Annotated in this window: 19 protein-coding genes and 1 pseudogene; 12 read left to right on the top strand and 8 right to left on the bottom strand. The window is 73.1% G+C overall.

Translation table 11 applies throughout. The features are described 5' to 3' along the window. The first annotated feature begins 43 nt into the window (after positions 1–43). The 8 genes from SACTE_RS08515 to SACTE_RS08485 all read left to right on the top strand — a co-directional run bounded on the left by SACTE_RS08515 (position 44) and on the right by SACTE_RS08485 (position 10,128). Positions 44–1,915: a M20/M25/M40 family metallo-hydrolase gene (locus SACTE_RS08515; protein WP_014045628.1), complete on the top strand. Its 1,872-nt coding sequence runs from the start codon at positions 44–46 to the stop codon at positions 1,913–1,915. An 83-nt stretch (positions 1,916–1,998) separates the two neighbouring features. Continuing rightward, positions 1,999–2,517, top strand: coding sequence for an adenylyl-sulfate kinase (gene cysC, locus SACTE_RS08510; RefSeq protein ID WP_026359009.1), 519 nt, complete (start codon positions 1,999–2,001; stop codon positions 2,515–2,517). Continuing rightward, on the top strand, positions 2,514–3,455 hold the full coding sequence (cysD, locus tag SACTE_RS08505; RefSeq protein ID WP_014045626.1) for a sulfate adenylyltransferase subunit CysD: 942 nt from the start codon (positions 2,514–2,516) through the stop codon (positions 3,453–3,455). Before cysC ends, cysD begins: the two co-directional genes overlap by 4 nt. 2 nt (positions 3,456–3,457) lie before the next feature. After that, complete coding sequence (locus tag SACTE_RS08500; protein ID WP_014045625.1) at positions 3,458–4,744, top strand: GTP-binding protein; 1,287 nt, start codon at positions 3,458–3,460, stop codon at positions 4,742–4,744. A 126-nt stretch (positions 4,745–4,870) separates the two neighbouring features. After that, the gene (locus tag SACTE_RS34555; protein ID WP_014045624.1) at positions 4,871–5,023 is read left to right on the top strand and encodes a hypothetical protein; all 153 of its coding nucleotides are present in this window, start codon (positions 4,871–4,873) and stop codon (positions 5,021–5,023) included. Between the two features lie 49 nt (positions 5,024–5,072). Continuing rightward, on the top strand, positions 5,073–7,355 hold the full coding sequence (locus SACTE_RS08495; protein ID WP_014045623.1) for a TOMM precursor leader peptide-binding protein: 2,283 nt from the start codon (positions 5,073–5,075) through the stop codon (positions 7,353–7,355). Positions 7,356–7,385: 30 nt separating this feature from the next. Next, positions 7,386–8,828 carry a SagB family peptide dehydrogenase gene (locus SACTE_RS08490; protein ID WP_014045622.1) on the top strand — a complete coding sequence of 481 codons (1,443 nt, stop codon included), beginning with the start codon at positions 7,386–7,388 and terminating at the stop codon, positions 8,826–8,828. Positions 8,829–8,967: 139 nt separating this feature from the next. Beyond that, the gene (locus SACTE_RS08485; RefSeq protein ID WP_019992712.1) at positions 8,968–10,128 is read left to right on the top strand and encodes a histidine kinase; all 1,161 of its coding nucleotides are present in this window, start codon (positions 8,968–8,970) and stop codon (positions 10,126–10,128) included. Here SACTE_RS08485 and SACTE_RS08480 read toward each other — a convergent pair whose 3' ends face one another. Continuing rightward, positions 10,129–10,734, bottom strand: coding sequence for a response regulator transcription factor (locus SACTE_RS08480; protein WP_026359010.1), 606 nt, complete (start codon positions 10,732–10,734; stop codon positions 10,129–10,131). It abuts the gene before it with no gap. 160 nt (positions 10,735–10,894) lie between these two features. Here SACTE_RS08480 and SACTE_RS08475 point away from each other — a divergent pair, with 160 nt between their 5' ends. Further along, positions 10,895–11,383: a GNAT family N-acetyltransferase gene (locus SACTE_RS08475; RefSeq protein ID WP_014045619.1), complete on the top strand. Its 489-nt coding sequence runs from the start codon at positions 10,895–10,897 to the stop codon at positions 11,381–11,383. 112 nt (positions 11,384–11,495) lie between these two features. Then, positions 11,496–13,382 carry a serine/threonine-protein kinase gene (locus tag SACTE_RS08470; RefSeq protein WP_014045618.1) on the top strand — a complete coding sequence of 629 codons (1,887 nt, stop codon included), beginning with the start codon at positions 11,496–11,498 and terminating at the stop codon, positions 13,380–13,382. A gap of 21 nt (positions 13,383–13,403) precedes the next feature. Here the strand turns inward: SACTE_RS08470 and SACTE_RS08465 are convergent, their stop codons facing one another. The 3 genes from SACTE_RS08465 to SACTE_RS08455 all read right to left on the bottom strand — a co-directional run bounded on the left by SACTE_RS08465 (position 13,404) and on the right by SACTE_RS08455 (position 16,498). Continuing rightward, positions 13,404–14,306, bottom strand: coding sequence for a glycosyltransferase (locus SACTE_RS08465; RefSeq protein WP_014045617.1), 903 nt, complete (start codon positions 14,304–14,306; stop codon positions 13,404–13,406). Between the two features lie 92 nt (positions 14,307–14,398). Further along, on the bottom strand, positions 14,399–14,980 hold the full coding sequence (locus tag SACTE_RS08460) for a GNAT family protein (protein ID WP_019992714.1): 582 nt from the start codon (positions 14,978–14,980) through the stop codon (positions 14,399–14,401). Positions 14,981–15,022: 42 nt separating this feature from the next. After that, positions 15,023–16,498, bottom strand: coding sequence for an MFS transporter (locus SACTE_RS08455; protein ID WP_014045615.1), 1,476 nt, complete (start codon positions 16,496–16,498; stop codon positions 15,023–15,025). A gap of 106 nt (positions 16,499–16,604) precedes the next feature. Between SACTE_RS08455 and SACTE_RS08450 the strand changes: the two genes are divergently transcribed. Beyond that, positions 16,605–17,216 carry a TetR/AcrR family transcriptional regulator gene (locus SACTE_RS08450; RefSeq protein WP_014045614.1) on the top strand — a complete coding sequence of 204 codons (612 nt, stop codon included), beginning with the start codon at positions 16,605–16,607 and terminating at the stop codon, positions 17,214–17,216. Between the two features lie 7 nt (positions 17,217–17,223). Here the strand turns inward: SACTE_RS08450 and SACTE_RS08445 are convergent. The 3 genes and pseudogenes from SACTE_RS08445 to SACTE_RS08435 form a co-directional block, all read right to left on the bottom strand. Then, positions 17,224–17,748: pseudogene (locus tag SACTE_RS08445) on the bottom strand (PhzF family phenazine biosynthesis protein); the annotation flags it as partial. A gap of 59 nt (positions 17,749–17,807) precedes the next feature. After that, positions 17,808–18,269: a lamin tail domain-containing protein gene (locus tag SACTE_RS08440; protein WP_014045613.1), complete on the bottom strand. Its 462-nt coding sequence runs from the start codon at positions 18,267–18,269 to the stop codon at positions 17,808–17,810. Positions 18,270–18,411: 142 nt separating this feature from the next. Beyond that, positions 18,412–19,167 carry an SDR family oxidoreductase gene (locus SACTE_RS08435; RefSeq protein WP_019992716.1) on the bottom strand — a complete coding sequence of 252 codons (756 nt, stop codon included), beginning with the start codon at positions 19,165–19,167 and terminating at the stop codon, positions 18,412–18,414. A 147-nt stretch (positions 19,168–19,314) separates the two neighbouring features. On the opposite strand from SACTE_RS08435, the gene SACTE_RS08430 reads away from it, so the two are divergent. Further along, positions 19,315–20,982, top strand: coding sequence for an alkaline phosphatase D family protein (locus SACTE_RS08430; protein WP_014045611.1), 1,668 nt, complete (start codon positions 19,315–19,317; stop codon positions 20,980–20,982). 34 nt (positions 20,983–21,016) lie between these two features. On the opposite strand, the gene SACTE_RS08425 is transcribed toward SACTE_RS08430, so the two are convergent. Continuing rightward, positions 21,017–22,021, bottom strand: coding sequence for a Gfo/Idh/MocA family oxidoreductase (locus SACTE_RS08425; RefSeq protein ID WP_014045610.1), 1,005 nt, complete (start codon positions 22,019–22,021; stop codon positions 21,017–21,019). Positions 22,022–22,059 lie beyond the last annotated feature (38 nt).

The raw sequence follows: 22,059 nt of genomic DNA, 5'->3' as shown, positions 1-22,059 counted from the left end.
CCTGCCGCCCACCGCCCGCACCGACAGCCGAAGGAGTACGCACATGCCCCCGGGAACACCCCCGGCTCTGGGAGAAGTGGCCGCCACACGCCGGCCGGCGCTGTACGTCGTCAAGCTGGGCAGCGCCACCCTGGCCCACAGCCGTGTCTTCGACGAACTGCTCTTCCTGCACCGTCTCGGCGCGCGGCTGCTCGTCGTCGCCGGAGGAGCCGCCGGCATCGCCGAGCACTACCGGCGGACCGGACGGGAGATCCGCACCCTGCTCTCGCGCGGCGGCGACGAGATCCGCTACTGCCCTCCGGAGGAGATGCGGCACATCGTCGCCGCGTACGAGCAGGTGACCCTGCCCCTGGTGGAGGAGGAGCTCACCCGGCGCGGACTGTCGGTCCTCACCTCGACCGCCCGGAGCGGCTCCCTGGTGACGGGGACGGTCAACGGGCCGTTGCGGGTACGGGAGGACGGCCGGATCAGGGTCGTCCGCGACCACCGGGCGGGGACCGTCACCGCCGTGGACACGGACCGGCTCGCCGCCCTGCTGGACGCCTTCGACGTGGTCTGCCTCTCCCCGCCGGTCGCCGACGCCGAGGGCGGCTCACCGCTCAACGTCGACGCCGACGTCCTCGCCGCCGGCCTGGCCCGCGCCCTGGACGCCGACCATCTGCGCCTGGTCACCGGCACCGCGGGCCTGCTCGCCGACCCCGCGGACCCGACCAGCACCCTGCGCCACCTCGCCCCGGGCGAGGGCGGCGGCTACGCCCGCGGCCGGATGCGGCAGAAGGTGCGGGCCGCGGAGATCGCCGTCACCGGCACCTCGGACACGGCCATCACCGGCCCGCACACCCTCTCGACGACGGGCGCCACCCGTTTCTGGGGGGCCACCGCACCGGCCGGCGACCTCGACCTGCTCTCCCGCGCCGTGCAGGTGTCCTCCGTCTCCCGGGACGAACGGGAGCTCGCACTCCTCCTCGCCGAGTGGTGCGAGGACCACGGGGTCAAGAGCGAGATCGACGCCGCCGGGAACCTGGTGGCCACCAGGGGCGCGGGGGACCGGCGTCTGCTGATGCTCGGGCACCTGGACACGGTGCCCTACCGGTGGCCGGTGCGCTGGGACGGTGAGGTCCTCTCGGGCCGCGGCTCGGTCGACGCCAAGGCGAGCCTGGTGGCGTTCCTCCAGACCCTGGCCTCCTGCGAACCGCCGGAGGGCGTCGAACTGCGGGTGGTGGGCGCCGTGGAGGAGGAGATCACCGGCGCCGGTGCCTTCCACGTCCGCGACACCTACCCGGCGGACGCGGTGATCGTGGGCGAACCCAGCGGCGCCACCGCTCTCACCCTCGGGTACCACGGTCTGATCAAGGTCCGGCTGCACACCCGCGAACACGTCGGGCACACGGCGGGCGAGGGCGTCCGGACAGCCGGCGACCGGCTGGTCGAGGCACTCACCGCCGTGCGCGCCGCGGTCGCCGGGGCGGCCCCCGACGCACTCACCGCGACCCTGGGCGTACGCGCCCTCAACCAGGGCGACGTCCAGGACGGCGAGGCCGTGGTGGACGTGCGGCTGCCCCCGGGCCACGCCGTCGAGGACATCGTGCGGGCGCTGCGCGCCGCGGTGGCGGAGCCGGTCCGGACCGAGGTCCTGAGGGGCACCCCCGGGGTCGCCACACCGCGCACCAGCCCGCTGGTCAGGTCCTTCCAACGGGCCTTCGCCGCATCACAGGTGAGGCCCCGTTACCTGGTGAAGAAGGGCAGCAGCGACATGAACACGCTCGCCACCACCTGGCAGGGCGTGCCCATGGTCGCCTACGGCCCCGGTGACGCGAGCCTCGACCACACCCCCGCCGAACACCTGCACGCGACCGAGTTCCGGCGGGCCCGCCGTCTGCTGACCGCCGCCGTCCGAGAATGGAGCACGATGTGACCCCGCAGACAACGGCCTCGGGCCCGCGCCCCGCCTTCCCGCCGGCCGCCTCGCCCCACTGCACCTGCTACCCCGGCGCGACCGTGTGGCTGACCGGTCTGCCGAGTTCCGGCAAGACCACCCTCGCCAGGGCGACCGCCGAGGCACTGCGGCGCGACGGCCGCCGCGCCGAGGTGCTGGACGGTGACGAGCTGCGCCGCACGCTCACCGGAGACCTGGGTTTCTCCCCCGAGGACCGGCACCGCAACGTGGAGCGCATCGGCCGCGTCGCCCAGATCCTCGCCCGCAACGGGGTCCTGGCCCTGGTCCCGGTCATCGCACCGTACGCGGAGTCCCGCGAACTGGTGCGCACCCTGCACCGCACCAGCCGCACGCCGTTCCTGGAGGTCCACGTCGCCGCGCCGGTCGCGGTCTGCGCCACCCGCGACGTCAAGGGCCTGTACGCCCGCCACGCGGCGGGCGGGATCAGCGGGCTGACCGGCGTGGACGCGCCGTACGAGGAGCCCCTGGCCCCCGATCTGCGGATCGACTCGCACACCGAGCCCGCCGACCGGTCCGCCGCGGCCCTGCTCGCCCTCCTCGCCGAGCGGGGGCTGGCATGACCGCCCTCACCACCGCACCCGGCACCGCGCCCGCCGCGGGCCCGTACGCCCTCTCCCACCTCGACGCACTCGAATCGGAGGCCATCCACATCTTCCGCGAGGTGGCCGGCGAGTTCGAGCGGCCGGTGATCCTCTTCTCCGGCGGCAAGGACTCGGTCGTCATGCTGCACCTGGCGCTGAAGGCGTTCGCCCCCGCCGCGATTCCCTTCTCCCTGCTGCACGTCGACACCGGCCACAACTTCCCCGAGGTCCTCGCCTACCGCGACCAGGTCGTCGCACGGCACCACCTGAGGCTGCGGGTGGCCCGTGTCCAGGACTTCATCGACGACGGCCGGCTGCGAGAGCGCCCGGACGGCACCCGCAACCCGCTGCAGACCGTCCCGCTGCTCGACGCCATCACCACCGGGCGCCACGACGCCGTGTTCGGCGGCGGACGCCGCGACGAGGAGAAGGCCCGCGCCAAGGAGCGGGTGTTCTCGCTGCGCGACGAGTTCGGCGCCTGGGACCCGCGCCGCCAGCGCCCCGAGCTGTGGTCCCTCTACAACGGCCGGCACGCGCCCGGTGAACACGTCCGCGTCTTCCCGCTCTCCAACTGGACCGAGCTCGACGTCTGGCAGTACATCCAGCGCGAGGGCATCGAACTGCCCGCCATCTACTACGCCCACTCCCGCGAGGTCTTCTCCCGTGACGGCATGTGGCTCGCGCCGGGCGACTGGGGCGGCCCACGCGGCGCCGAACGCCTCCAGCTCGTCCGCGTCCGCTACCGCACCGTCGGGGACATGTCCTGCACCGGTGCCGTGGAGTCGGAGGCCGAGACCGTGGCGTCGGTGATCGAGGAGATCGCCGCCACCCGCATCACGGAGCGGGGCGCCACCCGGGCCGACGACAAGCTCTCCGAGGCCGCCATGGAGGACCGCAAGAAGGAAGGGTACTTCTGATCATGGACCCCACCACCGGAACACTGCGTTTCGCCACCGCCGGATCGGTGGACGACGGCAAGTCCACCCTCGTCGGCCGGCTGCTGCACGACTCCAAGTCGGTCCTGTCCGACCAACTGGCGGCCGTCGAGGCGGCGTCACTGCTGCGCGGCCAGGAGTCGCCCGACCTGGCCCTGCTCACCGACGGCCTGCGCGCCGAGCGGGAACAGGGCATCACGATCGACGTGGCCTACCGCTACTTCGCCACCGCCAGGCGCCGGTTCATCCTCGCCGACACCCCCGGCCACGTGCAGTACACCCGCAACATGGTCACCGGCGCCTCCACCGCCGACCTCGCCCTGGTCCTGGTGGACGCACGGCACGGCATCGTGGAGCAGACCCGTCGGCACCTCGCCGTCGCGGCCCTGCTGCGCATCCCCCAAGTGACCCTTGTCGTCAACAAGATGGACCTGGTGGGCTGTTCGGAACAGGTCTTCGCGGACATCACCGCCGCGTTCGCCGAGTGCGCCACCGCCCTCGGCGTCCCCCGGGTGACGGCCGTCCCGGTCTCCGCGCTCGACGGCGACAACGTCGTACGCCCCTCCGACCGGATGGACTGGTACGCCGGGCCCACCGTGCTGGAACACCTGGAGACGGTGCCCTCCGGCACCGACCCCCGCACCCAGCCGGCCCGGCTCCCCGTCCAGTACGTCATCCGGCCGAAGACCGCCGAACACCCCGACTACCGGGGCTACGCGGGCCGGATCTCCTCCGGCCTGCTGCGGGTCGGCGACCCGGTCGGCGTCCTGCCTTCCGGCCGCACCAGCGTCATCGAGGCCATCGACACCCCGCAGGGCCCGGCCCAGACCGCCTGGGCGCCGCAGTCGGTCACGGTACGCCTGGCCGACGACATCGACATCGCCCGCGGCGACCTGCTGGCCCCTGCCGCCGCCACGCCCCCCACCACCCGGCGGCTGCGCGCCACCGTCTGCCACCTGACCGAACAGCCGCTGCGCGCCGGCCGGCACCTGCTCCTGAGGCACGCCACACGCACCGTACGGGCGGTGGTCGAGGAGATCGGGTCCCGGCTCGACCTGCAGGACCTCACGGAACGCCCCGGCGCCGAGCGGCTCGAGGTCAACGACATCGGCCGGATCGTCGTACGCACCGCCGAACCGATCGCTCTCGACGGATACGCCGAACTTCGCGGCACCGGTTCGTTCCTGCTCATCGACCCGGACGACGGCAGCACACTCACCGCGGGCATGGCCGACGCCCCGCACACCGCCACCCGTGCCGAAGGGACGTGACGGCTGCGCCCCACGACCATGAGAACGTCATGCCGAGCCGGTGACACCGGCACTGTCGGTCACGGTCACCGACCGGAAGACTCCTCCCATCGAGCGCGAACACCGTCTCCCGGAGGAAGGCCCGACATGAATCTCACCGTCGCCGGCACCGCCCGCACCCACACCGACGCCCCGGCCGCGGACGGCCTGGTCATCGAGAACCTCGACGCGTCCGCGGCCGAGCCGTTCCAGCCGGGCACCTGCATCTGCTGGACGGAGGTCGCGACGCCCTCCGAGTAACGAGTCCAGGAGACCGCAACCGATCACAGGGGGAGTGGGGGGAACGGCAATGACGTACCGGCGGAGCACGGAACCCGGACTGGCTTTCAAGCACCATCTCACGGCCGAAGTGGTGGAGGACGAGGGGGTGTTCCTCGTCTCCGAACGCGGCGTGACCGTGCTGCGGGGCGCCGGCGTCACCGCGCTCGCACCGCTCCTCGACGGCAGTCGGACACTCGATCAGCTGGCCGACTCCGCACCCGCCGGGCTGCCGCCCGGACAGGTGCGGCGGGTCGTCGGCAGGCTCCTCGACTCCGGGCTGCTCACCCACCGGCTGCCGGACGCCGCCTCCACCCCCGACGAGGTGTTCTGGGAGCTGGCGGGCGTGGACGGCCCCACGGCGGTCCGCCGCACCGCGGGGGCCACGGTGGCGGTCGCCGGGGTGGGCACCCACGCCCGGGAGGCCGTCGCCGAGATGACGGCCGCGCTCGCCGCCGGCGGCCTCCGGCCGCACCGGGCGGGCCGGGACACCGAACCCCCGGGACTCGCCGTCGTGCTCTGCGACACCTACCTCGATCCGGACCTCGAAGCTCTGGGCGCCGTGTACCGCTCCACCGGCACGCCCTGGCTGATCGCCCGTCTCACCCATGAACAGCCCTGGATCGGCCCGGTGTTCACACCGGAGGACGGCCCCTGCTGGAACTGCCTGGCCGAACCGCTCCGCCGCAACCGCCCGGCCGAGGCATTCCTGGGGCAGGCCCTCGGCCACCCGGTCCGCACCCCGCCCTCCGGTCTCGCGGCCGGCCGCGCGGCGGGCCTCCACCTGACCTGCCTGGAAGCCGTCAAATGGCTGGCCGGGCAGCGCCACTCCGGCCAGTCGGCGCTGTGGTCCTTCAACCCGCACGACCTGAGCGGCCGTCACCACCCGGTACGCCGACGCCCCCAGTGCCCGTCGTGCGGCGAGCCGGGGCTGATGGGACGCCAGGTGAGGGCGCCGTTCGTCTGCGGCAGCCGCCCCAAGACCGGCACCGGCACCGGTACCGGCGAGCGGTCGATGACCCCCGAAGCGATGCTCGAACGCCATGGGCACCTGGTCGACGACCTGACCGGAGTGGTCAAGGAGATCCGCCGCGACTCACGCGGCCCCGGCTTCCTCAACTGCTTCCACTCCGGCCACAATCCCGCGGTGGCGCCCACCGGCCTCGCCGCGGTGCGCAGCGGGCTGCGCGGCCACAGCTCGGGCAAGGGCACCACCGAGACCCAGGCGAGGGTGAGCGCGCTCTGCGAGGCCGTCGAGCGGCACAGCGGCTACTTCCAGGGCGACGAGCCCACGCTGACGGCGGCCTACCGGGACGTCGCCGACCGTGCGGTGCACCCGGACGCCGTACAGCTCTTCGACCCCCGCCAGTACGCCGGCCGTGCCGAGTGGAACGCCGCCCACGGCCCGGCGCACCGTGTCTGCGAGCCCTTCGACGAGGAGGAGCCGGTCCACTGGACCCCGATGTGGTCCCTGACCGGCGACCGGCACCGCCTGGTGCCCACCGCGATGCTCTACTACGACGCGCCGGGCGTCAGAGGCCCCTTCGCCGCCACCTCCAACGGTTCGGCGGCCGGCAGCTCCCGCGAGGACGCCGTCGTGCAGGGATTCCTGGAACTCGTCGAGCGCGACGCGGTGGCGCTGTGGTGGTACAACCGCACCCGGCAGCCCGGTGTGGACCTCGACGCCTTCGACGACCACTGGATCCGGCGGGTACGCGAGGAACACCGGGGCATCCGCCGAAGACTCTGGGTCCTCGACCTCACCAGCGACCTCGGCATCCCGGTGTTCGCCGCCCTGTCCGGGCGGACCGACAAACCGGCCCAGGACATCACCCTGGGTTTCGGCGCGCACTTCGACCCCCGGATCGCGCTGCGCCGGGCGGTGGCGGAGCTCAACCAGATGCTCCCGCCGGTCGCGGAGGCCGCGGCCGACGGCACCGGATACAGCTGCGACGACCCCGCCGTGCTGACCTGGTGGCGGACCGCCACCACCGACAACCAGCCGTACCTGCTGCCCGCCCCCACCGGGCACGGCCGCGGCCCCGAGGACTTCCCGTACGTCCGGCGCACCGACCTGGCCGACGACGTGAAGGCAGCCGCGCGGCTCGTCCGCGGCCTCGGCAGCGAACTGCTGGTGCTCGACCAGACCCGGTCCGACACCGGCCTGCCCGTGGTCAAGGTGGTGGTCCCCGGACTGCGCCCCTTCTGGACCCGCTTCGGACCGGGGCGCCTCTACGACGTACCGGTACGCCTGGGCCGCCGGTCCGCTCCGCTGCGATACGAGGACCTCAACCCGGTCCCGCTCTTCCTGTGACTCCGTCACACCGTCCCCGAGGTTCCCTCCATGAATTCCGTCGCCCCGTCCCTGACCTCCCTCTGGTCGCTGCGTGAGGACTGCGGGTACCGGCCCGTACCGGGCGGGCCGGGCGCCGGTGTCGTCAGCACCCCCTGGGAGGAGATCCGCCTCGATCCGGGGACACCGGCGGTCGCCCGGGCGCTGGAGCGCATGACGTACGGTCCGGTCTCCCTCGACAACGTGCTGCCCGGGTTCACCGAGGGCGGCGGGACGGCGGGGGACCGCGCCCCCTACGACGCCCTGGACGCGGCGCTCGGACGGCTGCAGCACGTCGTGGTGCGGACGCTCGCGCTGGCGGAGGGCGTCCACCATCTGACCGTGGTGCCCATCGCCCGTCGGGCCCGGTTCAGGCCCGGCCGCCCGGCAGCGGACGCCGTGCACCGGCTCTCCCGGTTCGTCACCCTGCGGGCTTCGGCCGGGGGCTGGGTGGCGGAGTCGCCGCTGACCGCCCACCGGGTGGTCCTGCACACACCGCAGGCCGGATGGCTGGTGAGCTGCTACGCGCGTCCCACGACGGTGCGCGAGGCGGCCCGGCTGCTCGGCATGCCGGTGGCGGAGGCGGCCCTCACGGTCGGCTACCTGGAGGCCGCCGGCGTCCTGCTGCCCGGGAAGCCGCTCGCCGACGGTGCGGGCGCCCCCTCCTTCACGGAGGACGAGGACGAGGCCCTGGCGCACTGGTCGCCGCGCGAGCTGCTCGTCCACCAGCGCAGCAGGCCGGGTTCGCACGACGAACCGGTGGGCCCGGCCGGCCGGCCCGGCACCGGCGCCGGGCGCCCGGGCCCGGCAGGCGCCGCCATCACGCTGCCGGTACCCCCGCGAGGCGGTGCCGACGAGGGCGAGCCTGCCCTGAGCGAAGTCCTGGCGGCCCGGCGGTCCGAGCGCCCGGACGACGGAAAGCCGCTCTCCCTCGACCAGTTGGGGGAACTGCTGCACCGGTCGGCCGCCGAACGCCCGGCCGGCGGCCGCCCCTACCCGAGCCTCGGCTCCCGCTACCCACTGGAGCTGTACCTCACCGTCACCGGCAGCGGCGGCCTCGAGCGCGGTGTGTACCACTACGACCCCTACGGCCATCTGCTGTTCCCCCTCGACCCGGCGCCGGAGCTGGTGGACGACCTGCTCGCGGAGGCCGCCGCGAACGCCGGGCTGAGCCAGGAGCCGCCGGTGCTCATCACCATGACGGCCCGCTTCCACCGGGTGGCCGGTTCCTACGCGGGCACCGCCTACAGCGCCCTCCTCAAGGAGGTGGGCGCACTCCAGCAGACCCTGTACCTGGTGGCCACGGCCATGGGGCTCGGGCCCTGCGCCCTGGCCTTCGGTGACACCGAGACGGCCGCCCACGCGTTCGGCCTGGACTGGCGCACGGAGCCGGGCGTCGGTGAGTTCGTGGTCTCCGCCTCCCCGGGTCCCGCCGTGGAGGCGGTCAGGCGCTGACGGCCCCGAAGGGTGCGTCCACCCCCCGTCGGAGACCGGCCGGAAGCGGAGTTTCGACCTATGCTGTACCCCGCGCGCAATCGCATTCGAGTGGGGGGTTTCAGTGCGATGGTTCCGCTCGTTGATCCCGGCCGGCCCGATGGGGCAGAGACCGGTCAGTAACGTCGAACTGGCCCCGAGGGTGGCGTCCGCCATCACCACCGGGGTCATTCTCTGCTTCCTCGGGGTGGCCCTGACCTATGCGGTGAGCAGCGGTCTGGGGACCTTGGGGCTCACGGCGTTCGGCGTCCTGCTGCTGCTGTTGCTGGGTCTCCAGTTCTGCCACTCGTTCCCGGCCCGGGCGCCCCGGTGGGCCCGGCACCAGCGGGCGACCCTGGCCGCCCAGGCCGTACTGACCTTCGGCCCGTTCGCCTTCTTCGGCGCCGCCTGGCTGGGCATGCCCGGATTCCTCTGCTCCTCCTGCCTGCTGGTGCTGCGGCCGTTGCTGGCCTGGGCCGCCCTGTCCCTGGTCGTCCTGGCGACGGGGGCCGTGCAGTTCCTGGTCGGTTACGGAGTGGGGGAGCTGGCCTACAACACCGTGGCGACGGTCCTCACCGGCCTCGTGGTGTACGGGCTGAGCCGGCTGACCGGCCTCATCGGCGAGGTGCAGGCCGCACGCGACGAGCTGGTGCGGGTGACCCTCGCCCAGGAACGGGTGCGCTTCGCCCGCGACCTGCACGACCTTCTCGGCTTCAGCCTCTCCACCATCACCCTCAAGTGCGAACTCGCGTACTGCCTGGTACGGCTCGACCCCGAACGGGCCGAGGACGAGATCACCGAGATCGTGCAGATGGCCCGCCAGGCGTCCGCCGAGGTGCGCTCGGTCGCGGGCAGCTACCTGCAGATGAGCCTCGAACGCGAACTCCCGGCCGCCTCCTCACTGTTGCGCGCGGTCGGCATACACGCCGAGGTGCGCGTGGCGGCGGGGAAGGTGTCGCCGGCCGTGGACTCGGTCCTGGCGACCGTGCTGCGCGAGGGTGTCACGAACATGCTGCGCCACAGCAAGGCCCAGAAGTGCGTGATCACGGCCGACGCCGTCGAGGAGTCCGTCCACCTCGTGATCGCCAACGACGGCCTGCGGGACGCGCGGCAGTCGCACTTCGCGGAGGCGCCGGGGAGTGCCACGTCGGGCGGGAGCGGGCTGATCAGCCTGGCGGCACGGGCGGCGGCCCTCGGTGGCCGGCTCGACTCGGGCGAGCGCCCCGATGGCTGGTTCCAGCTGGCCGTCGAACTGCCCGCGCGGGCGACGGCCGGCGCCTGATCACAGCCAGCCTGCGTTCCGCGCTATCCGTACCGCGTCCATCCGGTTCCGCGCGTCGAGCCGGGTCACCGCGGCGGTCAGGTAGTTGCGCACGGTACCCGCGGAGAGGAACAGCGCCCGGGCGATCTCCGGTACCTCCTCGCCCGCGGCGGCCAGCCGCAGCACCTCGGTCTCCCGTGCGCTGAGCGGACTCTCACCGGTCTGCAGGGCACTGAGCGCCAGCTCCGGATCGACCACCCGACCACCGGCGACGACCTCCCGGATCGCCGCCGCGAGACGGGCGGGCTCGGTGTCCTTGAGCAGGAATCCCGAGGCGTGCGCCGCCAGGGCACGGCGCAGGTTCCCGGGCCGGCCGAGGGTGGTGAGGATGGTGGTCCGGCATTCGGGCAGTTCGCTGTGGAGCAGGGCAGCCGCCTCGATACCGTCGATCCCCGGCATGTCGATGTCGAGGACCGCCACGTCCGGCCGGTGCAGACGGGCCAACGGCAGAACCTCGTCGCCGTTGCCGGTCTCGGCCACCACCTCGATGTCGGACTCCAGCTCCAGAAGCGAGGCCAAGGCCCGCCGAAGCATGATCATGTCCTCAGCAAGCAGGACTCGGATCACTGATACCCCCCCGGTGTCAGCTCAATGATCGACCTTCCTGGGATGCACCTTACGCGCGGAAGCCATACCGCTGAAGACCGGAGCCGATGGGCTGAAAAATGCGGTGCCGGCCGCCGACTCCTTTGGTATAGCTGTGCGTTCACCGACGAGGGGTCACGGGATGGCACGGAACGGGTCCGCGGCGCGGACCGAGGGCACCATCCGGCTGCGGGACGCGGCGATCGGCGACGCGGAGGAGGTGACCCGTCTCTACCTGGACTCCCGGGCCGCCGCGCTGCCGTACCTGCCCACGATCCACAGCGACGAGGACACGCTCGCCTGGATCGCCCACGTCGTGCTGCCCCGCTGCCTGGTGTGGGTGGCCGAGGGCCCCGAGGGGGAGATCCTCGGCTTCGCCGCACTCGACGGCGACGAGCTCGACCAGCTCCACCTCCGGCCCGACGCGCTGCGGCGCGGGATCGGGACGCTGCTTCTGGAGCAGGTCAAGGCCGCCTCCCGGGGGGAGCTGAGCCTGTACACCTTCCAGCGCAACGCCGTCGCCCGCGCCTTCTACGAGCGGCACGGCTTCACCGCCGTGTCGTACGACGACGGCAGCCGCAACGAGGAACGCGAACCGGACGTGCGCTACCGGTGGACGGCCGTCGGCTGACCGCACACGCTGCGGACGCCCCGCCGGCCCCTCACCGCCCTGCCCCGAGGGAGGGACGGGCTCATGACGGAGCGTCTATTGTTGCTCACCACAACGGCACACGGGGGGTGCGATGCACAGCGAGGGCATGGCCGGCCAGGGCTCGGGCCACGGTCCGGACACAGTGATCGCCGGCCGCTACAGGCTGCTGAGCCAGCTCGGACGTGGCGGGATGGGAGTGGTCTGGGAGGCCCTCGACACGAGCCTCGACCGCAAGGTGGCCGTGAAGGGACTCCTCTACCCCGGCGCCGTCACCCCCGTCGCCCAGGCCCAGTGGGTGAACCGGGCGCGCCGCGAGGCCCAGGCCATCGCCCGGATCGGGCACCAGAACGTGGTCGCCGTGCACGACGTGATCGAGGACGGCAACCAGGTCTGGATCGTCATGGAGCTGCTCAACTCCCGCTCCCTGGCCGACCTCCTGCGCGAGCAGCAGCAGTTGTCCGTACCGCACGCGGCGCGCATAGGGCTCCAGGTGCTGCGCGGACTGACCGCCGTGCACGAGGCCGGTGTCCTGCACCGCGACGTGAAGCCCCACAACATCCTCTTCCGGCCCGACGGGCGCGCCCTCCTGATGGACTTCGGGATCGCCACCTTCGAGGGCGCCGTCCAGGTGACCCGGTCGCACGAGATCATCGGGACCCCGCAGTACCTCGCGCCCGAACTGCTCAGCCGCACCCCGGAGCACCCGCACACCGCGACGGCCGCGTCGGACCTGTGGGCGCTCGGTGTCACCCTCTACGAGATGGTGGAGGGAAGACGCCCTTTCGACGGGGCCACCAGTTACGAAGTCCTCATCGCCGTACGCGAGTCGCCGGCCCCGCCCATGAAGTACGCCGGACCGCTCGCCGCGCTGATCGACGCCCTGCTGCGGAAGGACCCCGCACAGCGCCCGGACGCCACCGAGGCCGAGCGGATGCTGCAGGACGTCACCCGGGACTTCGGCGCGCTCGACACCCCGGCCGCACCCAGGCCCGCCCGGCCCGCCCGGCAGGAACCGGCGACCGGCGCCGGCCGCCCCGAGACGACCGGCGGCGGGCGCCGGGACCGGTGGAAGGTGCCGGCGGCCGTCCTGTGCACGGCGCTGCTCGCCGGCACGGCCTGGTTCGTCTGGGGGCAGCGGGACGGGACCGGCGCGCAGGGCGGCGAGGGAGCCGGGAAGGGGCGCGCCTCGCACGCCGCCGGGGCGGATCCCCGGTACAGCGACACCCATGACGTCCTGCGGATCGGTGTCAAGCGGGACCAGCCCGGTCTGAGCGTGAAGTCCGGTGACACGTACAAGGGGTTCGAGGTCGACCTCGCCAAGGCCGTCGCCCGGGAGCTGGGCTTCGACGAAGGCCAGGTGCAGTTCGTCAGCGTCAACTCCGGGAACCGCAGCGACTACCTGCGGACCGGGAGGGCCGACCTGGTGCTGGCCACGTACAGCATCAGCGACGAACGGGAACGGGAGGAGAAGGTCGCCTTCGCCGGTCCCTACTACCAGGCACTCAAAGGACTCCTGGTGCGCAAGAACCGCCCCTACAACGACCTGAGCGATCTGCAGCGCGACCCGGGCGCCGAGGTCTGCACGGCCAGGGACTCGGTCTACGAGTCCTGGATCAAGACGGAGGGGCTGGCGGGCCAGCAGGTCCTGCGCTCCGGGTTCGAGGACTGCGTCAAGGCGCTGCTGGACCCCAGGACCGACGTCTACGCGGTGGCCACCGACGACGTCATCGTCGCCGGCCTCGCCGACAAGTACCACGAGAAGACGAAGGCCCTGGACAGCCTCGGCGGAGCGGAGGGATACGGCGTCGCGACGGACGCCGAGCGGACGGGGCTGCACACCGAGGTCTGCGCGGCCCTGTCGAAGATCATGGACACCTCGGCCGGGAAGGCCTCGACGTGGGCCCGGATCTACGACAGGCACCTGAAGCCGATAATGAAGCAGCCCGCACCGGGCGAGCCGCAGCCGACGAACTGCTGAGCCCAGCGTGCCGACGGCGCGTCAGATGACCGGCGGGCGGCCCAGGCGCGTCATCCGCCACACCGTCCGCCAGCGCATCGGGTTGCGTACGCCGCAGGGCGTGCGGACCCCTTCCGCGAAACCGGACGCCCAGGCGCGCAGGCCGGGGCCCGAGCGGGTGCGGAGGGCGGTGAGCAGGATCCACGTGCCCAGGTAGGCGGGGACCAGGGGGAGGGGCAGGTTGCGGCGGGCCAGCCAGACGCGGTTGCGGGCCGTCATCCGGTAGTAGACCGCGTGCCGGGCCGGTGACGTCTTGGGGTGCTGGAGCAGCAGACCGGGCTCGTAGAGGATCTTCCAGCCGGCGTCCAGCGCCCGCCAGGACAGGTCCGTCTCCTCGTGGGTGAAGAAGAACTCGGCGGGCCACGGGCCCGTCTCGGCGAGCATCTTCATGGAGAACGCGTGGCCGCCGCCCAGGAAGGCGGTGACCGGGCCGCGGCGCATGGGGTCGCCTGCGCGCAGCCGCGGCACGTGACGGCGCTGGGTCTCGCCGCGTTCGTCGGCGATGCGGAAGCCCACGATGCCCAGGCGCGGGTCGGCGGCGTACAGCTCCCGGACCGTGCGGAACACCGACGCGTCCACCAGGAGACCGTCGTCGTCCAGCTCGATCACCACGTCCACGTCGCCCAGTTCGGCGAGCCTGGCCAGCGCCTCGTTGCGGCCGCCGGGGCAGCCGAGGTTCTCGTCGAGCTCGATCGTGGTGACGCCGCCCGCCAGATCCGTCAGGCCCGGGAAGGCGCTGTAGTCGGGGAGCCGGGTGCCGTTGCCCACCACGACGACCCGGGCCGGGCGTACGTCCTGCATGGCCACGGACGCCAGCAGCGCCTCGACCTGCCGCGGGCGGTCGCCCATGGTGACGACGGATACGCCGATGCGTGGTTCGGACAAGGCTCGGCACTCCCGGGTGTTCGGCTGGGGCTCGGCGGCGGCGGCGGTGCCGCGGCACGGCTGCGGTGCCCGCGATCGTAACGCCTCGCCGTTCAGCGGATGGTGACCGCCCGGCCATCCGTGGGCCGGTCGTCGTTCAGCAAGGAGTACATCAGCATGTCCCGCCGCTCGTTCCCGACCCGCTGCCAGGCGCGCAGCAGGCCCTCCGGCCGGAATCCTGCGCTCTCGGCGGTGCGCAGGGACGCGGTGTTCCACGGCTCGACGAGCAGTTGCAGCCGGGGGATGCCCAGTTCGTGCAGGGCCCAGGTGGCGACCGTGCGCAGGGCGGCGCCCGCCACACCCTGCCGGCGGTCCGGCGCGGCCATCCAGTAGCCGAGGGTGGCCCGGCCCTCGGCGGCGTCCCGGAGCCAGAGGCCGATGGAGCCGACCGGCCGCCGGTCCCGGGAGCGGACGACGGCGAAGGGATACCCGGCGCCGGTGGCCGCCCGCTCCCATTGACGCCGGACGTACTCCTGGGCCGCCTCGTCCGAGTACGGCGAGGGGATCGTGGTGATCAGGGGGATGTAGTCGTCCGAGGAGGCCTCGCGGACGAGGGGCAGATCGCTCATCTCCCACGGGCGGAGCACGAAGTCGGCACCGGCGGTGAGGCTGGGGACGGTCAGAGGTGGGGCCATGACTGTCATCCTGGCGTGCCTCCGGCGCCGACCGGGTGCGACTCACCCGGCGGACGTGCCCGGACCGCGCCGGCCGAGGAAGGCGCCGGCCGTCAGGGCTCCGGCCAGGACGAGCAGCGCGTTGACGAGGACGGCCGTCGAGACCCCGGAGAGGACCGCGTCGGGCCCGGTCGCCGTACCCGTCCGGGCGGTGACGACCGCGCTCATCACCGGGATGCCCAGGGTGATACCGACCTGCTGCGTCATCGTGGCGAGCCCGGTCGCCAGGCCCTGCTCCTCGTCGCGGAGGCCCGAGGTGGCGGTGACCATGAAGCCGACGATCATCAGCATGTTGCCGACCCCGCCCACGAACGTCGCGGCCAGCAGCAGGGTGATCCAGCCGTCCGAGGTGCCGAGCGCCACCAGCGAGAAGGTGGCGGCCGCCTGTACGAGGCCGCCCAGGACGATCGTGCGGCGGGTCCCGAAGCGGCCGACCGCCCGGCCGCCCAGCATGCCCCCGGCCACGGTGCCGATACCCAGCACCCCGAAGGCGAGGCCGGTCGCGAGCGGGGAGTGGCCCAGCACCTCCTGGAGGTACAGCGTCAGCAGGAAGACCAGGGAGGTCTCGGTGACGAAGGCGACCAGCCCGGTGGCGTTGCCCCAGACGACGGAGCGGCGCCGCAGGATGTGGACGGGGACCAGCGGAGCGGCCGCGCGCTTCTCGACGAACCAGAAGCCCACCAGCAGCGCGGCACCGGCCAGGAGCGCGGCCAGGGTGGCGGGCCGGGTCCAGCCGGATGCACCCGCCTGCGTCAGCCCGTGGACGAGCAGCAGCAGCCCGCCGGTGACGGTCGCGGCGCCGGGCAGGTCGAGCTTCGGCCGCCGGACGGGCCGGGAGTCGGTGATCACGGACGGGGCGAGGGCTACCACGAGGACGGCGACGGGGACGTTGACGAAGAAGGCCCAGCGCCAGGAGAGCAGGTCGGTCAGGAGGCCGCCGAGGATCGCGCCGGCCGTGAAACCGGCCGACATCAGGGCCCCGTTGAGGCCGAGCGCCCGCTCGCGGAGCGGTCCCTCCCGGAACGCCGTGGTGAGCAGCGCCAGTCCGGCCGGGGTGACGGCGGCGGTCGCCAGGCCCTGCAGCACCCGTGCGGTGAGGAGGACTCCGGGCGAGGTGGCGAGCCCGCCGAGCGCGGAGGAGAGGCCGAGGACGACCATGCCGCCGACGAACAGCCGCTTACGGCCGACGAGGTCGGCGACCCGGCCGAACAGCAGCGTGAACCCGGCGGCGGCGAGCGCGAAGGAGGTGGCGATCCACTGGAGGCGGCCGAGCGGGAAGCCGAGCCCGGCACCGACGGCGGGCAGGGCCACGTTCAGGATCGAGAAGTCGACGGCGATCATGAACTGGGCGCCGAGGAGGAGCCCGAGGACGAGCTTCTGCCTGCCGGTCATACGGACGGTGCGGGGCTCACGCCCGGAGGCGGGAGGAGGGACCGGCCGGGAGCCGGAGCGGGCGGGGACGGTGCCGGACGCGGACATGGGGTGCCCTTCCTGAAGGCGAGGGAAGCCCTAACGGGCCTGCGGTTCCGTTAGGGTGGAGTCACCGTAGCAGGAGGGTGGTCATTAATGGAACTGGAGACCCGTTATGAATGCTGAGGATGTGGAGCCGGGCACGGTCCGGCCGGGCGGGCGCACCGCCCGGGTGCGGGAGGCGGTGCTCCGGGCGGCCGGGGACGCCCTGGTCGAGCACGGCTTCGACGGCCTCGACCTGGCGGACGTGGCCCGCCGCGCGGAGGTCGGCAAGACGACGGTCTACCGGCGCTGGTCCACCCCGGCCGGCCTGGTCGCCGACCTGCTCACGGACATGGCGGAGCAGTCCGTACCGCGTACGGACACGGGGTCGCTGGAGGAGGACCTGCGGGCCAACGCCCGGCTGGTGGCGGGCACTCTGACCGACGCGCGCCAGGGCCCGCTCTTCGCCGCGGTCATCGCGGCGGCGACCTGTGACACCCGCACCGCCCAGGCGCTGCACCACTTCTACGCGGTGCGCATCGCGGAGTGGGCCGGCTGCGTGTCCGCGGCCGTGGAGCGGGGTGACCTGCCCGCGGGCACCGACGCGGGCGAGGTCGTCCGGGCCGTCTCGGCCCCTCTCTACTACCGCCTGCTGGCCAGCGGCGACCCGCTCGACGAGGCCGCCGCCGACCGCGCGGCCGGAGCCGCGGCGGCGGCCGCGCGGGCGGGCGCGTACGTGACCTGAGGGGCGGTCAGCCGATGCGGGTGCCCGTGCCGCTCACCCTGATGCGCGGGTCGCCGGGGCGCAGCTCGACCGTGAGGGTGCCCGGGCGGCCCATGTCCGCGCCCTGGTGCAGGGTGAGGACGGCGTCGTCCGGGACGACGGTGAGCGTGCGGGCGTACGCGCCGAAGGCGGCCGCCGCCGCGCCCGTCGCCGGGTCCTCCACCACCCCGCCGACCGGGAAGGGGTCGCGGACGTGGAAGACCCGCGCCGACTCCCGCCACACCAGCTGGAGCGTGGTCAGGTCCAGGCGGCGCATCAGTGCTTCGAGACGTGCGAAGCCGTCGCCCAGGCGGGCCAGTCGGTCGCGGGTCGCCGCGGCGACCACCAGGTGCCGGGCGCCCGCGTAGGCCATGCGCGGCGGCAGCGCGGGGTCGAGGTCGGAGGCCGGCCGGCGCCTCGGCGAGGTCGCCGGGGGCGATGCCCGTGACGTGCGGCTCCATGCTCGTGAGGTCGCCCGCAGCTCGCCGCCGTCCCCGGTGACGGTGACCGGGACCCGGCACGGCAGGCGCGCGGACCCGTACGCGGCCTCCCGCCGGACCCGGGACGCCACGGTCAGTGGCAGGACGTGACGCCCTTGCCCTTCTTCCAGGAGCAGGAGTCCAGCAGTGCGCCGGACGGCTTGAGGAGCCGCGCCTTGTCGCCGGTGTTGTTCCAGACGTAGGAGCCCCGGTTCCAGTAGACGTGGGCCCCGGAGTTCTTGCCCTTGCCGGTGTGGACCCGGACGGTCTTGCCCGCGCCGACGGTGTAGCTGGGGAAGGTGTACGTGTACCCGGTGTCGTCCTTGAGCTTGTAGCCCTTGAGCTGGAGCTTCTTCTTGCCGTTGTTGTGGACGTCCACGTACTCGGCGTTCAGGGACGCGTTCGAGCGGGTGTCCTTGCCGGGGCTGTCGTACTGGATCTTTCCGAGGTGCAGACCGCCCTGGTGGGAGGCGGCGGAGGCCGGAACGGCGGTGAGCAGCGAGCCGGCCAGGGCGGTGGCGGCGGCCACGACCGGCAGAGCCACGGATATGCGCATGTGATGTGGTCCTTCTGTGTGTATCTGGTGAAGGACAGCAGCATACGGCTGCCACGCGCCCGCCCGGAGCGGAATGCCGGAATGACCGAACTCGGCCATACATGGCCACACTTCGGGCGAGCGGGAGCAGGAAACGGCGGATTCAGCCCCGGCCGATGTACGGCATGGCCGTCGCCGTCACCGTCGCGAACTGCACGTTGGCCTCCAGCGGAAGCTCCGCCATGTGCAGGACCGTCCGCGCCACGTCGGCCGCGTCCATCACCGGTTCGACGGCCGTCCTCCCGTCGGCCTGGAGGGTCCCGGTCCGCATCCGCCGTGTCATGTCGGTGGCCGCGTTGCCGATGTCGATCTGCCCGCAGGCGATCCGGTACGGGCGCCCGTCCAGCGACAGGGACTTCGTCAGCCCGGTGACGGCGTGCTTCGTCGCCGTGTACGCGATCGAGTGGGGGCGCGGCACATGGGCGGAGACCGAGCCGTTGTTGATGATCCGCCCGCCCTGCGGGTCCTGCTCCTTCATCAGCCGGAACGCCGCCTGGGCGCACAGGAACGACCCCGTCAGATTGACGTCGACCACGCTCCGCCACTCCTCGTAGGCCAGCTCCTCCACCGGGGACGAACGCGGACCGAAGGAACCGGCGTTGTTGAAGAGCAGGTCCAGCCGCCCGAAGCGGTCGCGTACGGCACCGAAGAGCTCCGTCACCGCCCGGGGGTCCGTCACGTCCGTCGGCACGCACACCGCGTCCGTCCGGCCCGCCGCGGCGGCGGTCTCCTCCAGGGGCGCGGCGCGCCGGCCCGCCAGGGCCACCGTCCAGCCCGCACCCGCGAGAGTGAGAGCGACGGCCCTGCCGATCCCCGATCCCGCACCCGTCACGACGGCGAACTTCCGGTCGGTGTCCATGACTCGGCAGGGTAGCCGGGCATCCGGCGGGTCCGGGCACGCGGTGCTCATCGCACCGCCATATGGATGTTGTGTACGTGCCAACGGAAAGTCGTCGCCCCGGACTCCAATGCCTCTGACACCATCCGGCATGCACGGGAGGGGCATATGACACCCGCACAGATCCGCACCGCCACCGGTCGGCAGGGCCATTCCGCCGCGTTCCGCACCGCCGCCCGGCGGATCGGGGCCGGCCTGGACCGCCGGCGTTTCCTCACCGTCACCGGTGCGGCCGCAGCGCTGGCCTTCGCCGCCGAGCTCCCCGCCGCCGGCACCGCGAGCGCCGCCGAGCTGGACGCCCGGAAGATCGCCGACGACCCCTTCACCCTCGGCGTGGCCTCCGGCGACCCACTGCCCGACTCCGTCCTGCTGTGGACCAGACTCGCGCCCCGCCCCTACGAGGCCGACGGCTCACTGCCCGCCCGGAGGGTCCAGGTCGGCTGGGAGATCGCCCGCGACGAGCGCTTCCGGAGCCCCGTCCGACGCGGAACGGCCACCGCCCACCCGGAGTTCGGCCACAGCGTCCACGTCGACGCCCGGGGCCTCGAACCCGACCGGGTCTTCTACTACCGCTTCCGCGCCGGCAACTGGACCAGCCCCACCGGCCGCACCCGCACCGCGCCCTCACCCGACGCCCGCACCAGCTCGCTCACCCTCGCCGCCGTCTCCTGCCAGGCGTACCACGACGGCTACTACACCGCCTACCGGCACCTCGCCGCCGAGGACGTCGACGTCGTCTTCCACCTCGGCGACTACCTCTACGAGTACGCCGTCAACTCCGCGGGCGGCGCCCGCGGCTACACCGACCGCGTCCTGCCGGCCCACTTCAACCGTGAGACGCTCACGCTGGACGACTACCGGATGCGCTACGGCCTCTACAAGTCCGACCCGGACCTGCGCGCCGCCCACGCCGCGCACCCCTTCGTCGTCACCTGGGACGACCACGAGACCGAGAACAACTACGCGGGGGACACCCCCGAGAACGACGTCCCGCCCGAGGAGTTCCTGCTGCGCCGGGCGGCCGCCTACCGCGCGTACTGGGAGAACCAGCCGCTGCGCACCCCGCAGCGCCCCACCGGCCCCGACATGCGGCTCTACCGGCGCCTCCGGTTCGGCCGGCTCGCCCAGTTCGACGTGCTCGACACCCGCCAGTACCGCAGCAACCAGGCCTACGGCGACGGCTGGAAGGTCCCCGGGCCGGAGTCCGAGGACCCGGCGCGCACCATGACGGGCGCCGCCCAGGAACGCTGGCTGATCGACGGCTGGAAGCAGTCGCGGGCCCTGTGGAACGTCGTGCCCCAGCAGGTCACCTTCGCCCGGCGGCGCGACGTGCCGACCGACGCCTACAAGCTGTCCATGGACTCCTGGGACGGCTACCCGGCCTCCCGGCAGCGGCTCATGGACGGCGCCGAGGCCGCCGGGATCGAGAACCTGATGGTCCTCACCGGCGACGTGCACGTCGGCTACGGCTTCGACCTGAAGAAGGACTTCGACGACCCGGCCTCCCGGACCGTCGGTACCGAGATCGTGGCCACCTCGATCACCAGCGGCAAGGACGGCGCCGAGAAACCGGCCAACTGGAACAACCTCACCCAGGCCAACCCGCACCTGAGGTTCTACAACGGCCGCCGCGGCTACGTGCTCGTCGACCTCGACCGGGAGCGGGCGCGCGCCGACTTCCGCACGGTGGCCGCGGTCACCACGCCCGGCGCGCCCGTCACCACGGCCGGGTCCTTCGTGACCGAGGCCGGGAACCCGGGGCTCGTCCCCGCCTGAGAGCCTGCCGGGCGGCCCTCGGCCGGGCGCCCCGTCAGAGCGTGTCCGCCGGGTAGCGGACGCCGATGCGGTCCCGTACCGCGTCGAGCGTCCGCATCACGGCGAGCGAGCCCTCCAGGGGCACCAGCGGGGACTCCTTCTCACCCGCCAGCAGCGCCCGCGTCACCTCGGCCGCCTCGAACTGCATGCCGGTCAGGCCCTGCGGCCCCGGACCCGTGGAGATCTCCTCGGGCTCCCGGCCCGGCCGGTGCAGGACGAAGCGCTCCGGGTGGAAGAAGCCCTGCGGGAAGTCGATCCGCCCGCCCGTGCCGGTGACCGAGGCCACGGTCGGCAGGTCACCGACGATCGAGCAGCCCAGCAGCGCCGTGGCCCCCGACTCCCAGCCCAGCAGCATCCCGGTGTTCAGGTCGACGCCCTCCGGCGACAGCAGCGCGTCCGCCTGGACCCGGTCCGGCTCGCCCAGCAGCAGGTGGGCGAAGGACACCGGGTAGACCCCGAGGTCCAGCAGGGCGCCGCCGCCCAGTGCGGGGTCCCGCAGCCGGTGCTCGGCGCCGAAGGTGCCGGCGAAGCCGAAGTCGGCCTGCACCGTGCGGATCTCGCCGATGGCACCGTCCCGTACCAGCTCCGTCATCCGGCGGATGAGCGGATTGCAGTACGTCCACATGGCTTCCATCAGGAACAGCCCGCGCTCCCGGGCCAGGTCCACCAGCTCCCCCGCCTCACGGGCGTTGAGCGTGAACGCCTTCTCGCACAGCACGTGCTTGCCGGCCTCCAGGGCCAGCCCGGCGGCCTCACGGTGGGCGGAGTGCGGCGTGGCCACGTACACGACGTCGACGTCGTCGTCCGCGACGAGCTCCGCCCAGCTCCCGTACGCCCGCTCGATCCCGAACCGCTCGGCGAACGCCCGCGCGGAGGGCAGTGCGCGGGAGGCGACCGCCACGACCTCGGACGCCGGGTCCTTCATGGCGAGCAGATCCCTTGTGAACGTCGCGGCTATGCCGCCCGTCGCCAGAACACCCCAACGCACTGTCCCGCCCATGCCCGCCCGCCCTCACGCAAAAAGGTATCGACCACTAC

The organism is Streptomyces sp. SirexAA-E (assembly GCF_000177195.2).
Classification (GTDB): domain Bacteria; phylum Actinomycetota; class Actinomycetes; order Streptomycetales; family Streptomycetaceae; genus Streptomyces; species Streptomyces flavovirens.
This window is presented reverse-complemented; position numbering and strand designations above follow the sequence as displayed.

Excerpts from the sequence above, each read along its gene's own strand:
- SACTE_RS08515 (WP_014045628.1), top strand. The coding sequence starts at position 44 with ATGCCCCCGGGAACACCCCCGGCTCTGGGAGAAGTGGCCGCCACACGC.
- cysD (WP_014045626.1), top strand. The coding sequence starts at position 2,514 with ATGACCGCCCTCACCACCGCACCCGGCACCGCGCCCGCCGCGGGCCCG.
- SACTE_RS08500 (WP_014045625.1), top strand. The coding sequence starts at position 3,458 with ATGGACCCCACCACCGGAACACTGCGTTTCGCCACCGCCGGATCGGTG.
- SACTE_RS34555 (WP_014045624.1), top strand. The coding sequence starts at position 4,871 with ATGAATCTCACCGTCGCCGGCACCGCCCGCACCCACACCGACGCCCCG.
- SACTE_RS08495 (WP_014045623.1), top strand. The coding sequence starts at position 5,073 with ATGACGTACCGGCGGAGCACGGAACCCGGACTGGCTTTCAAGCACCAT.
- SACTE_RS08490 (WP_014045622.1), top strand. The coding sequence starts at position 7,386 with ATGAATTCCGTCGCCCCGTCCCTGACCTCCCTCTGGTCGCTGCGTGAG.
- SACTE_RS08485 (WP_019992712.1), top strand. The coding sequence starts at position 8,968 with ATGGGGCAGAGACCGGTCAGTAACGTCGAACTGGCCCCGAGGGTGGCG.
- SACTE_RS08475 (WP_014045619.1), top strand. The coding sequence starts at position 10,895 with ATGGCACGGAACGGGTCCGCGGCGCGGACCGAGGGCACCATCCGGCTG.
- SACTE_RS08470 (WP_014045618.1), top strand. The coding sequence starts at position 11,496 with ATGCACAGCGAGGGCATGGCCGGCCAGGGCTCGGGCCACGGTCCGGAC.
- SACTE_RS08460 (WP_019992714.1), bottom strand. The coding sequence starts at position 14,980 with ATGGCCCCACCTCTGACCGTCCCCAGCCTCACCGCCGGTGCCGACTTC.
- SACTE_RS08455 (WP_014045615.1), bottom strand. The coding sequence starts at position 16,498 with ATGTCCGCGTCCGGCACCGTCCCCGCCCGCTCCGGCTCCCGGCCGGTC.
- SACTE_RS08450 (WP_014045614.1), top strand. The coding sequence starts at position 16,605 with ATGAATGCTGAGGATGTGGAGCCGGGCACGGTCCGGCCGGGCGGGCGC.
- SACTE_RS08440 (WP_014045613.1), bottom strand. The coding sequence starts at position 18,269 with ATGCGCATATCCGTGGCTCTGCCGGTCGTGGCCGCCGCCACCGCCCTG.
- SACTE_RS08435 (WP_019992716.1), bottom strand. The coding sequence starts at position 19,167 with ATGGACACCGACCGGAAGTTCGCCGTCGTGACGGGTGCGGGATCGGGG.
- SACTE_RS08430 (WP_014045611.1), top strand. The coding sequence starts at position 19,315 with ATGACACCCGCACAGATCCGCACCGCCACCGGTCGGCAGGGCCATTCC.
- SACTE_RS08425 (WP_014045610.1), bottom strand. The coding sequence starts at position 22,021 with ATGGGCGGGACAGTGCGTTGGGGTGTTCTGGCGACGGGCGGCATAGCC.